12 protein-coding genes are annotated in these 12680 nt (G+C 50.7%); 7 read left to right on the top strand and 5 right to left on the bottom strand.

The window, feature by feature from the left end:
- Window positions 1-1192 (top strand): MFS transporter (locus I9W95_RS12075; protein WP_225675220.1); only part of this gene is annotated, 1192 nt, incomplete at its 5' end.
- 58 nt (window positions 1193-1250) lie between these two features.
- On the opposite strand, the gene I9W95_RS12070 is transcribed toward I9W95_RS12075, so the two are convergent.
- Window positions 1251-1754, bottom strand: coding sequence for a hypothetical protein (locus I9W95_RS12070; protein ID WP_225675218.1), 504 nt, complete (start codon window positions 1752-1754; stop codon window positions 1251-1253).
- A 91-nt stretch (window positions 1755-1845) separates the two neighbouring features.
- On the bottom strand, window positions 1846-2532 hold the full coding sequence (locus tag I9W95_RS12065) for an inovirus Gp2 family protein (RefSeq protein WP_225675216.1): 687 nt from the start codon (window positions 2530-2532) through the stop codon (window positions 1846-1848).
- Window positions 2533-2890: 358 nt separating this feature from the next.
- Here I9W95_RS12065 and I9W95_RS12060 point away from each other — a divergent pair, with 358 nt between their 5' ends.
- The 3 genes from I9W95_RS12060 to I9W95_RS12050 all read left to right on the top strand — a co-directional run bounded on the left by I9W95_RS12060 (window position 2891) and on the right by I9W95_RS12050 (window position 5880).
- A complete protein-coding gene (locus I9W95_RS12060) occupies window positions 2891-3844 on the top strand; it encodes a DUF932 domain-containing protein (protein WP_225675214.1) in 954 nt (317 codons plus the stop codon).
- Between the two features lie 87 nt (window positions 3845-3931).
- The gene (locus I9W95_RS12055) at window positions 3932-4951 is read left to right on the top strand and encodes a YqaJ viral recombinase family nuclease (RefSeq protein ID WP_225675213.1); all 1020 of its coding nucleotides are present in this window, start codon (window positions 3932-3934) and stop codon (window positions 4949-4951) included.
- 11 nt (window positions 4952-4962) lie between these two features.
- Window positions 4963-5880: a recombination directionality factor gene (locus I9W95_RS12050; protein ID WP_225675211.1), complete on the top strand. Its 918-nt coding sequence runs from the start codon at window positions 4963-4965 to the stop codon at window positions 5878-5880.
- A 40-nt stretch (window positions 5881-5920) separates the two neighbouring features.
- Here I9W95_RS12050 and I9W95_RS12045 read toward each other — a convergent pair whose 3' ends face one another.
- Window positions 5921-6121, bottom strand: coding sequence for an AlpA family transcriptional regulator (locus I9W95_RS12045; RefSeq protein WP_225675209.1), 201 nt, complete (start codon window positions 6119-6121; stop codon window positions 5921-5923).
- 51 nt (window positions 6122-6172) lie between these two features.
- Window positions 6173-7402: a helix-turn-helix domain-containing protein gene (locus I9W95_RS12040; protein ID WP_225675207.1), complete on the bottom strand. Its 1230-nt coding sequence runs from the start codon at window positions 7400-7402 to the stop codon at window positions 6173-6175.
- Between the two features lie 165 nt (window positions 7403-7567).
- On the opposite strand from I9W95_RS12040, the gene I9W95_RS12035 reads away from it, so the two are divergent.
- A complete protein-coding gene (locus tag I9W95_RS12035) occupies window positions 7568-7936 on the top strand; it encodes a hypothetical protein (protein ID WP_225675206.1) in 369 nt (122 codons plus the stop codon).
- Between the two features lie 40 nt (window positions 7937-7976).
- Here I9W95_RS12035 and I9W95_RS12030 read toward each other — a convergent pair whose 3' ends face one another.
- Window positions 7977-9254, bottom strand: coding sequence for a tyrosine-type recombinase/integrase (locus I9W95_RS12030; RefSeq protein WP_225675204.1), 1278 nt, complete (start codon window positions 9252-9254; stop codon window positions 7977-7979).
- Between the two features lie 213 nt (window positions 9255-9467).
- Between I9W95_RS12030 and mutS the strand changes: the two genes are divergently transcribed.
- Both mutS and fdxA read left to right on the top strand, forming a co-directional pair.
- On the top strand, window positions 9468-12068 hold the full coding sequence (mutS, locus tag I9W95_RS12025) for a DNA mismatch repair protein MutS (RefSeq protein WP_225675202.1): 2601 nt from the start codon (window positions 9468-9470) through the stop codon (window positions 12066-12068).
- A 166-nt stretch (window positions 12069-12234) separates the two neighbouring features.
- Window positions 12235-12564 (top strand): ferredoxin FdxA, encoded by a 330-nt coding sequence (gene fdxA / locus I9W95_RS12020; RefSeq protein ID WP_225675200.1) that lies wholly within the window; start codon window positions 12235-12237, stop codon window positions 12562-12564.
- Window positions 12565-12680: the final 116 nt, after the last annotated feature.

Genomic DNA, 12680 nt, shown 5'->3' with positions numbered 1-12680 from the left:
GGGAGACAATGCAGGCACTGTGCTGGCAACGGCACTGACCATCAAAATGCTGGCCTATGTGTTTGTGTCACCGCTACTGGCGGCCTTGTTTCAGGGGCGCCCACGCAAGCCTGTGTTGGTGGCACTGGATATTATCCGCGCGCTGACGGCGCTTTCGCTGCCGTTCCTCACCGAGGTCTGGCACATCTATGTGGTTATTTTTGTTCTGCAAAGCAGTTCCGCCGGATTTACGCCGTTATTTCAGGCGACGATTCCTGATGTACTGCCGGACGAGCGTGAATACACCAGAGCGCTGTCACTTTCCCGCATGGCATACGACATGGAAAGTCTGATCAGCCCCATGCTGGCGGCGACATTGCTGCTGATTACCTCGTGGCATGGATTATTTTTCGGCACCATGCTGGGGTTCGTGGCGTCAGCGTTGCTGGTGCTATCCGTTACCCTCCCAAAAGCCCAGGCTTCTGCGGTGAATACCTGGACAGACAGACTTACGAAAGGTGGACGCATTTACCTGCTGACCCCACGACTGAGAGGTCTGCTGTTGTTGAGTTTTACCACCGCCCTGGGGGGCGCTATGGTGTTCGTTAACACCGTGGTTCTGGTGCAGGGGAATTTTGCCCTGAGTGGCCAGCAAACGGCATTCGCTCTGGCTGCTTTCGGCTTTGGCTCCATGCTCACAGCGCTGACACTGCCAACGCTTCTGGAAAAAATCACTGAGCGCAGAGTGATGCTGGCAGGCCTCGGCTTGATGATTGTTGCACAACTATCCGGCACTCTTATCACAAGCTATGTCACTTTGCTGACTATCTGGCTCGTGCTGGGCGCGGGTTATTCTCTGGTGCAGACCCCAACCAGTAAAGTTCTGGTTCGTTCAGCCAGTAACGCGGACAGGCCGGCGTTGTTTGCGGCACATTTTTCACTCTCCCACGCAGGCTGGATGATGGCCTATCCGTTCGCCGGCTGGTTATTAACCGTGCTGGATGTGAATTCGGCGTTTTTAGTATTGGCCGGGCTTTCCGTTATCGGCTTGGCATTGGCGTCTAAACTTTGGCCGGAGGACGAAAATAATGCGCTATTTCACCGGCACGATGATCTTGAAGCTGGTCATGAGCATCTGGAGGCATTTGGCTATGGAGAGGAGCACAGCCATCTGTATGTTATAGATTCACTGCACTCGAAGTGGCCGAGGTAAATATCGTAAAACTCAGGACCTCCAAACAATATTTCATTAACAACAAATAATTTCTCAGCTAAATTCTACCTTTCAGCCTATCAATTCTAATTCTCGCCTCATCAAATATATTTTCTTTAGAAACATTCTTTTCCTCACCATAATCAACGAGACTATCACGTATTTCCTTCTGAAACCCTACAGCCAAATTTGTAAACTCAACTATCTTTGAGATAAAGTCAAACCGTCCCTGATCCGTATAAAGTGACTCACCACTTTGCCTCCCAGAGTTATGAACGATCCACTTACGAATAGAATTAAATTCTTTAAGCCTTACGATAAAGTCTTGCGACACCCAATCCGATTTCTCAAGCAAAGAAATCAACTGACCAAGGGTCTTTTTCTCAAGCTTAACCAGCTCAGATTGAGCCTCAATTTCCGTTAAACGACCAGGAGAAACAATCACGCCTTTAACCATGTATAGTTTAACGAGAAAATCCTCAACTATTTGCAAATGCCAGATAGCCTCACCAGTTTTTTGATAGAAATAGTTTAACTCCTCTGGGTATATTTCCCTTCTCAAAACCACCTCCCACCAAGACCCCTAGGATTACCAAATAACACAGACCCGGACATAATTCAACGAAGACGAGACTGTCTACCTATATAGTAACTCAGCCCCTACTACCCCCAAACCATTGGCTACCGTCATCAAACCACTTAGTCGATGACTTAGCCAGGTAGCTCAATCGGTAGAACGCATCGGCATACTGTTCTGGGTTATTCTTTGACACGTAATACATGGCATTGTCAGGTACATAGACAGATCCTCTCACCTCGTAATCGGAATACCCAAGGCATCTCGCCCAGGCTTGCTTGATCATGTAAACAATCGGATCTTTACCACCATGATATTCCAACAGCTGATCATACATTGATTGATTCAATATCAGGACACAGTGGAAGTGGCACCTAAGCCCTCGACCATTCCTTTCCTTACACCAAAGATAATCTGGAGCGTGGTATTCGATATTGATACCACCTCTTTGCATTCGACGAATACATGCCTTCAGCTGAGATTTAAATGACTCCCAGAATCTGGTGATTATATTTTCACCGACTTCAAGAAGGTCCTCATCATCAAACCATCCAGGAAAATGAAGATCGAATCGGAGAACAACAATCTCCGAGTGATTATTTATTGATTTATCCAGCCTATTTAAGATCCGATCAAGATATTGAGTAATGTTCGGCCCTTTATGACGCTGGACATTAAGGCCAGCATACTGCCAGTAGCGACTAACGGTAAGGTTAGGGTTTCTTTTAAGCATTCTGTAATACTGTTCACGATATTTCGACATGGTGCATCGCTCTCTGTGGGTACAGATCATTGATGCTTCATGTAAATTTTTATTTGTTATATAAACTTATAAAGAAGGAAGACTTTATATTTCCAACTAATCAACCTAAAAAATCACGACACCTACGCTACTTTATTTAATCACCGAACATAACTCAGAAAAAATCACTCTGATAAAATATTTCAAATAATCACCTTTCTTTCAGTCACTACATTCATTCCAGGATATTTAAAACATATATCATTTAGAAAAAGGGGCCAAAATCGGCGATTCGAAAAAATTTGAGACATATATCACTTACCTGAGATAGGCAAAGTATCTCTTCGATGAATCCATTCATAAGTAACGAGGTAAACATATGTCACATTTAGTCGAAAGTATGGCTTATACCGGCGCAACGCCCTGGCATGGTCTGGGCAACGTATTAACCCCAAACCAACCTTTGGAAGTATGGGCACAACAGGCGGGTATGAACTGGGAGATCAAGGAATCTCCGATTCAGTTTATTGCCCATGAGAACCCGATGATGGGTGAGCTGAAGGAATACAGCGAAGGCAAGGTGCTGTATCGCTCAGATACCAATGCCGGGCTTTCTGTGGTCGGCAATCGCTATAAGGTTGTTCAGCCCCAGGAGATCCTGGAGTTTTACCGCGACCTGACGGAGTACGCGGGTTTTGAACTGGAAACCGCAGGCGTTCTGAAAGGTGGTCGAAAGCTCTGGGCTTTAGCCAGAACGGGGCAAACCGGTGTACTGAAGGGCAATGATGAAAGTCGTGCCTATGTACTACTGGCAACCGCCTGCGATGGTAGCATGGCCACTACGGCGCAGTTCACCAGCATCCGGGTGGTGTGCAACAACACCCTGGCGGTTGCATTGCAGGGCCAGGCACCCAGCTGCGTTAAGGTTCGCCACAATACGATCTTTGATGCCGACAAAGTCAAACGTGAAATGGGGATTTCAGTGTCCAGCTGGAGTCAATTCATGGATCAGATGAAGGCACTCAGCGAACGCAAGATTAAGGACAAAGAAGCTGAGCACTTCATCAGCCAGGTATTCGCCCAACCCGGTACCCAGAATGCCAACTCTAAGGCTATGAATCGAGTGCAGGAGTTGTTCAACGGTCACGCCTATGGGTCGCATTTACCGTCATCCAAAGGCACTGCCTATGGGCTGTTAAATGCCGTGACCGAATACATTGACCATGAGCGCCGCGCACGTACCAGCGATTATCGACTCGATTCTGCCTGGTTTGGTCAGGGCGCGTCGATTAAGCAAAACGCACTGACTACCGCGCTGGCGCTGGTCGCCTGAGTTTACGCCTTCACCCTACTTCCACATTCAACGTTACAGCCCCTGCATGCTTCGGTGTGCAGGGGCTTTTTTATTTGAGGTTTTTCTATGAATCATCAAAACGCCCTTCAAACCAACAAACGACCAACGGCCATTCGCCTGGTGTCCACCAAAGATATGTCACGCCAGGAATGGCTGACGGTACGTAACCAGGGTATCGGTGCAAGCGATGCCGCCGCTGCCATTGGCATAAGCCCTTATCAATCACGCCTTGAGCTGTGGATGATTAAGACGGGCCGGATGTCATCCGAGTTAACCAACGCACCGGACGATCTGGATTCACCCATGTATTGGGGCAACGTGCTGGAACCCATCGTCGCGGAGCATTACAGCCGCAAGACCGGGCTTAAGGTGCGGCGGGTTAATTCTGTACTGCAACATCCCGATCCGGATAAGGCCTGGATGCTCGCCAATCTCGACTACGCCGTGGTCGGTAGTGACGATGTTCAGATTCTTGAGTGTAAGACTGCTGGTGAATATGGAGCCCGCCTGTGGCAAGACGGCGTTCCTGATTATTACCAGTGTCAGGTACAGCATCAGCTGGCCATTACCGGCAAGCAGGTAGCCGATGTTGCTGTGCTGATCTGCGGTCAGGAGTTCCGGATTTATCGCATTGAGCGGGATGACGAGTTAATCCGGGAGCTGATCGAGCTTGAACGTGAGTTCTGGCAGTTCGTGGAAACGGATACCCCACCACCGAGTGATGGTTCCGAGTCTGCGGATAAAGCGCTGCGGGCGCTGTACCCGAAGGATAACGGTATAGCGATTGATCTGTCGGACGACGACAACTTCAACCAGGTATTTCATGAACTGACCGAACTGCGCACAGCAGCTCAGCAACTCTCACTTAAGGAGTCTGAGTTAAAGCAGCAGATTCAGCAGCGCATGGGTGATGCCTCGGTGGCGCAGTTTGCCAACGGCCGCATCAGCTGGAAGAAAAGCAAAGACAGCGTATCACTAGATACCCAATCCCTTCTGAAAGCCCAACCCGATTTACTGCAACAGTACCCACAGGTACGCCAGGGCAGTCGTCGGTTTTTGATTCAATCCACCAGCCTTGAAGGCTAAGGAGCACCATCATGATTAAAGGTCTTGCGATTACACCGCCCATTATTGGGCGCATCAGCATTGGCCGCGTTGTTGAACGCAACGGTCAGCGCCTGCCTGCCAAGGATGATCAGTTCACCCTCACCGGCCAGGTACAAACCAAGGATGGCTGGGTACTGCATCCACTGGACGAACAGCTGCGCAAGGAGCAGGACACCGACAAGCTACGCCGGATTCCGGTGCGATTGCCGTTTTCCTGTGCCGATCTGAACCTGCGGGCGGAGTATTCCATGTTTGACCGGCAGACCGGGCGACCAGTCTGCGTTGGTAATGGCGTAACCTGCCGGAGGATGACGGCCGAAGGTCTGCAGGAGCTGGAATGCCCCGGCAGTGGGTTATGTGAGTTCGGGAAGAATGGTCAGTGCAAGCTGTACGGGCGCATGACGGTTCAGGTAGGTGACGACAACCAGGATCTGAGCTGCTTCATCCTACGCACCACCAGCTTCAACACCATTCGCTCGCTGTTTGCGCGCATGCTGTATTACAGCGCAGTCTCCGGTGGCCTGCTTCACTGCATGCCACTGCAACTGAAGCTGCGGGGTAAGAGCACCACCATGAGCCACAGAACCGCTATCTATTATGTGGATCTGGAACTGATGGATGGCTTAACCCTGACGGATGCCGTAACCCAGGCAAAAATCACTCAGACAGAGCGTGAGTCTGCGGGCATTGATCAGGATGCACTTGATAACGTCGCCAGCCTGGGCTTTGCCAACGGGCAGTTTGAGTACAGTGAGGAAGAGCTGCCTGAGATTCTGGAAGAGTTCTACCCTGCTACCTCCGACGACACCTCGCAAACCACCGAGCCGGATGTTCGACAACAGAAGGTTCATAAACTTAAATCACGCCTGAAACCCACCGCCGCTGCTCGCGGTACGCTTCAGGCTTAAACAGCATAAACAGCGCAGCCGAAGCTGCGCTGTTTATTTTTTATGCGGACAAGGCAACGCCTTCGTCACGTTCAGTAATCTTACTCAGCATCCACTCTTCAACTTCAGCTTCAACCCAGGCAACGGACTTCCCTCCCAGGGATACGCTTGCCGGAAAGTTACTTTCAGAGATCAGCTTGTAAACGGTGGATCGGGCCAGGCCAGTCTTGGCCATGACTTCAGTTAGACGGATGAATTTCATTTTTTGCAGCTCCTGTAATTTGCTCACAGGATCTGGCGGGGGTGTATGAAATTATTTGGATGGATCACCCACATCCTCTTTACTCTGACTATTTTGCTTCCGGATCATTGCTTCGGCTGCCATCCTTTGGTGGCCTCTGTCGATTAAAACCTTAGTCGCCATCCTTACTGCCTGAAGACCTATAGTCTTCCTCAACATGGCCATTACAACTGTTTCATTCTGATTGCCGCTGATCTCGTCACCCCCGGATACAACTGGCACAACAGCACACAGTGAAGACACATCCAACGCCCGCATGATTCGAGCCAAGACAACAGCAGTCATCGGCTCCCGACCGTCAACAACCTCCTGAAGCTGAGCATTCAAGTCTCCATGTAAGAGGATAAAATTGGCTGCCGACACAATTCTCGCAAGTACGTTGAGCTTCGCTTGATCAGTGATAGCATCAGAAAGGCCTTCATATATCTTCTTGTCCTGATCATCATTAATGATGATTGAAGTTGGAATCAGCGAGCTGAACTGTTTAGGCCATATTTCGAACCAGCTTCCACTCGCTCCTGGACTGAGCATCAGCAAGTCATCACTGTTCAGATCGTCTAAAGCAACAGGAAGAGGCATGTAGTCCGCATTCATGCACTGTATAAGCTGCCTGGAAAGAACGTACACTGAATTGATAGATATCCAAGAGCCATGTACGGCCCTGCTATTGCCTCCTGGGTAGTACTTTAGAAAACCGTACTCTTGGAGAATTTTCAGTTTATTCCTCACGCTGGAACGAGCAATACCGCAGCAATCAGCAATATCGTGATACGTAACGTTAGGAATGACCCCATAGCTTGTGGCAGAAATGACCAGATACAGCAAGACCATCTCAAGGTGAGAAGGGATCTTTTTAACAGAAGCCTGCCGAGAGGAAGCAAGTCGAGTTAACTTCCCGTCCAGCCATTCTGACCTTTCACATACACTCCCCGGAAACATCAGGTAGTCAGCCAGCGACGATTGCCAAGAACTCAGCTCCCCTTCAATTTCGCAATCAAGCCCCAAGGTCAGCTTGCCATTGCTTTCCGAGCTGATCCAGCCAACGTCGATCAGGTCGTTAACACCATTCAAAAAAAAGCTCCTGGTTAACCCTCTTTCCGTGGCATAGTTACTCATATCGAAGTCAGTGTTGGACGAGAGGTCTCGCAGTAAGTGCGCCATAACCACACGAGCCCGAAAAGAAAGCGTGATGCCATTAGTGCGATCAGGAGAAATTGCCTTAACTGCCATAGTCCAGCTCACTGGTCGTCCTCAAAATAACCCTATCAGCCCCAGACTTTATCACATCAAGGACAAAAAGAATCTTTCACTAGAAAGTGAGGGAAACGTGACGTCATGCGTGACACGGCAATCCATCAACGAAGCCGAGTCTGTACGATAGTGTCAGAATTAAAATAGAGTGGAACTATGAAAAATTCAGAATGGATACACCCAAGCAATAAGAAACAGCAGCAATGGGCTTTCAAGTATCTCGCCAAAAAGAAGGACTGGGATGAGGGTTCGGATGTGGCGGAGCAGGTACTCCTCGACATATCAAAGGGCAAACGTCTTTCGGATAATGAACGAGCCCAAATGGAATCCGCCTGGCGATCCCACTTAAGCCGCCAGAAGAAGAAAACGAAGAGCGTGACACTGCCTATTGATGCATACAACATCGTTCAAGATGAAGCAAAGCAGCTGAATATATCAGCCAGCCAATTCATGGAGGCTCTAATTGAGATTTACCGTGATAAACCAAATCGCGCATCTATTGTCTTCAAAGTTACAAAGATTTGATCCGATCAATTAAAGCCGTCTATACAGTTAACACATCAACTCACAGACTATCCATGTAATCAGCCCATCGCTGGAGCCATTCCCGGCATTCATCTTCGTAACGATGCAGGTCGTAAGTACCCTCAATACCTGATCTGGAGTGTCCCAGAATCGCCTCACCAACCTCAGATGGACACTTCAAACGCGCCAACCCTGTGCGCACCGTCCGGCGAAGGTCGTGAGGTGTCCAGTGAGGAATATCAAGCATTCGTCCGTCCTGACGAAGCCGCCAAGCCTGTTCCGTCAGTTGTTTCTGCTGGAGAGGCAGTTTGGTTTTTTGTGAAGCAAACAGATACCTGCCGGTTGTATGCTGCAACCCTTTCAAGAACTCAACAGCCTGACGGGGCAGCTGAACATGACGCTCTATATCCGTCTTAGATTCACGAATATGAAACGTGCCCTTATTCAGGTCGATGTTATCCCACTCTGCCACGCACACCTCTCCAGTACGGCACCCAGTCCAGAGAGTTAAACGCAAAATTCCTGTTATCGTTGCGGTAAAATGAGAGCCTGGTAGCCACTCAATCAGCTTTTTCAGCTCACCATCCGTAAGCACCCGCTTACCACGCTCACTGCTAAGCCTTATTTTGGCTTGTTTTAAACTCGCTTTCGCCAGGACTGCAGGGTTTACGAAGTCCTGTGACAGACGCCCCAAACCCAAGGCGTATTCATACGCTGCTGACAACTCTCGCAGCACATTGCCCGCTTGAACATTCGCCCCCCGGTCAACAATCTCCTTAACCAGATCAATGACATTCTGACGAGTAACCGCCTCTGCAGCTTTTTTCCCAAGGGTGCGAACGACATCGCTATGCAATGTCCGTCGGGTTTCTGCTTGTCCTTTGGGCTTGCGAGACCCAGCAATGATCTTGCCGTCTTTGCCATGACGATCCTCGATATACTCAGTGAGATATAGCTCAACCATATCCTCAACAGTGAATGTCGATTCTACTCGCTCTAGCGTCTGCTCCCTGATAACCGCAACCCTACGTTTTTCTTCTTCAGAGGGACACACCCCCTCTGCGCGAAGCTTCTTGAGCTCCTGAAGCTTTTGACGAGCTTGAGATAACGAAATATCCGGAAAGTTACCGATTTTGATCGACTTCAACTTCTGGGTAGCAGGGCTTTTATAACGGTAAGTAAAGGTTTTCTTCCCTGTACTACCACACGAAACCCTCAACCCCCTGTTCTCTTCAGTATCAGTCAATACCGGCGAACCTGGCTTCATTGCCTCGATTGTCTTGGTTGTTAGTGTTTTGTTACTCTTCGCGCCTGCCATAAAAAATCCGTAACTTGTTTTGAGCCATCCAGAAAAGTGTAACATTTTTTAAGTGTAGCTTTTCACCCATCAAAAACGTTACACCAAAAGTTATACTTTTATACTGGATTCAGGCAAACATACTGAACCCTGGTGGACCCTCAGAGACTCGTCCCACCAGCAAAAAGCCCAATAAAATGGGCATCAAACCAAAAGAAAGCCAGAATCCACGCTATGCCAGACACAAAACACACACCTATGATGCAGCAGTATTTACGCATTAAGGCGGAGTTTCCGGACACCCTGCTGTTCTACCGGATGGGCGACTTCTACGAGCTGTTTTACAGCGATGCCAAGCGCGCTGCGCAACTGCTCGACATTACCTTAACCGCCCGCGGTCACAGTGGCGGCGAGCCGATCCCGATGGCAGGCATTCCCTTCCATGCCGCCGATAACTACATCGCCCGTCTGGTAAAGCAAGGTGTCTCCGTCGCCATTGCTGAACAGATCGGCGACCCGGCACTGGCCAAAGGCCCGGTCGAACGTAAAGTCGTACGAGTGATTACACCGGGCACCCTGACCGATGAAGCCTTCCTTGATGAGCGCTCCGATAACCTGCTGGTCGCCCTGTGTTCCGATAAGCAGCGCCATGGTCTGGCGGTGCTGGAAATCAGCTCCGGCCGATTCTCAGTGCTGGAAGTTGATGGTGATGATGCTTTGCTGGCCGAAGTCGAACGGCTGCGTCCGGCAGAATTACTGCTGAGTGAAGACCAGACGCACCTGACAGCCATCAAAGAGCGTCAGGGCGCACGTGAACTGGCTCCGTGGCACTACGAATCGGACACCGCCCTGCGTCTGCTGACTCAGCAGTTGAAAACCCGCGACCTGCGCGGCTTTGGCTGTGAGCACATGAGTGTCGCTATTCGCGCTGCTGGCGCTCTGCTGCATTACGCTCAGGAAACCCAGCGCAACAGCCTGCCACACATTCGCTCACTGCAGGTCGAGCAGCCGGACGATGCCATCATCATTGATCCGGCCAGCCGCCGTAATCTGGAAATCGACATCAACCAGAAAGGCGATACCCAGCATACGCTAGCGTGGATCATGGATAAAACCGCCACCGCCATGGGCAGTCGTCTACTCAAGCGCTGGCTCAACCGTCCGCTACGTGATCGTAATCTGCTGCGCCAGCGCCAGGGGCTGATCGCACAGATGATTCAGAACTACGCCACTGACGATATTCACAGCAGCCTGCGCCAGGTTGGCGATATCGAACGTATTCTTTCCCGCGTGGCACTGGGCTCTGCCCGTCCGCGTGATCTGGCGCGCCTGCGCGATGCGCTGGCCGTGGTGCCGGACATCCGCCAGCAACTGAACAACCTCGACAGCGATCTGGCCCGCGGCCTGCTGGAACGTGCGGTTGAATTCCCGCACTGGGTTGAGCGCCTGCAACAGGCCATTATTGAAAACCCTCCGGTGGTTATTCGTGATGGCGGTGTCATTGCCGAAGGTTACGACAGTGAGCTCGACGAGCTGCGCGCGCTGAGCGAAAACGCTGGCGACTATCTGGTTAAGCTGGAAGAGCAGGAGCGTGAGCGCACCGGCATCAGCACCCTGAAAGTCGGTTATAACCGCGTGCATGGCTACTACATCGAGATTTCCAAAGCTCAATCCGATGCCGCACCAACGGAATATATCCGCCGCCAGACACTGAAGAACGCCGAGCGCTTTATCACGCCGGAGCTGAAAACCTTCGAAGATAAAGCGCTGAGCGCCAAAAGCCGTGCACTGAGCCGCGAAAAAGCCCTGTACGAAGAACTGGTACAGGCACTGGCAGAAGAACTGATCGCCCTGCAGGTTTGTGCTGCAGCCTTGTCTGAACTGGATGTACTGGCCAACCTGGCTGAACGCGCCGAGACTCTGCGTTTTGTGCAGCCTGATCTGGTGGAAGACAATCTGGTGGATATCCGTCAGGGTCGTCACCCGGTGGTGGAAAACCTGATCGTAGATCCTTTTGTCGCCAACAATACCCATCTGGATTCCAGCACCAATATGCAGATCATTACCGGCCCGAATATGGGCGGTAAATCGACCTATATGCGTCAGGTCGCGTTGATTGCCCTGCTGGCACATATCGGCAGCTATGTACCGGCAGATGCTTGTACGCTAGGCCCGATTGATCGTATTTTCACCCGCATGGGTTCGTCTGACGACGTCGCCGGTGGCCGTTCAACCTTTATGGTGGAAATGACCGAAACCGCTAACATCCTGCACAACGCTACGGCCCAGAGTCTGGTGTTAATGGATGAAGTAGGTCGTGGTACCAGCACCTTCGATGGCCTGTCACTGGCCTGGGCCAGTGCCGCTCATCTGGCTGAGAACATTAAGGCTCTGACCCTGTTCGCCACTCACTACTTTGAAATGACTGCACTGCCGGAGCAGCACGATAACGTCACCAACGTGCACCTGAAGGCCACGGAGCACGATGAGCGCATTATCTTCCTGCATTCTGTGGAAGAAGGTCCCGCCAGTCAGAGCTATGGTTTGCAGGTTGCTCAGCTTGCCGGTGTCCCGGCCAATGTTATTCAGGCAGCCAAAGGTCAGCTCCAGCACCTGGAACAATCCACAGGCTCCACGCCAGCGCCACAGACCCGGACTGCGACGGCAGCAGCAAGCCCGTCACCAACCAAAGCTATTAGCGACGGGCCCCAGCAGAATGACCTGTTTGCCGCTATGCCATCAGAAGTTGAAAATCGTTTGTCCGGAATTAACCCGGACGATTTGACGCCACGAGCCGCACTGGAACTGCTGTACGAGCTTAAAAAACTGATGTGATCTGCTGCTCTCAGACAAAAGCGGAATGAATCTATAACAGAACTGTCTGAACTGCCGCCTTGCCCGCACCGGGCAGGCTACCTAAAATGGCGGCTAATCCGGGTGAGACCGTGACTCACCCAGCAAAGCCAAGCATTGTGCAAAAGAATTATCAGGAGAGAGCCGGATGGCGTTTATCGTTACCGATAACTGTGTGAAGTGTAAGTACACCGACTGTGTGGAAGTCTGCCCGGTAGACTGTTTCTATGAAGGTCCGAATTTCCTGGTTATCAATCCGGATGAATGCATCGACTGCGCTCTGTGTGAGCCTGAATGCCCGGCTCAGGCCATTTACTCTGAAGATGAAGTTCCGGCAGGCCAGGAGCAGTACATTGAGCTGAACGCCGAACTGTCAGAAGAGTGGGCGGCGAATAACATCACCGAGAAGAAAGATGCTCTGCCTGATGCTGAAGAGTGGGATGGCGTAGCGGATAAGCTGCAATATCTGGAGCGTTAAGCTTCGGGTTAAAAAAAAGGCTGCCACTGGCAGCCTTTTTTTAGGTTCATCGCATTTAAGCGTGAAAAATGAGAACGGCAGTAAAATCGGTTAAGTTTGCATTCGCCAAAACCCAA

It is taken from the genome of Thalassolituus marinus (genome assembly GCF_020320395.1).
Lineage (GTDB): Bacteria > Pseudomonadota > Gammaproteobacteria > Pseudomonadales > Oceanobacteraceae > Venatoribacter > Venatoribacter marinus.
The sequence above is the reverse complement of the archived record's forward strand: the minus strand, read 5'-3'. Positions and strand labels throughout refer to the sequence as shown.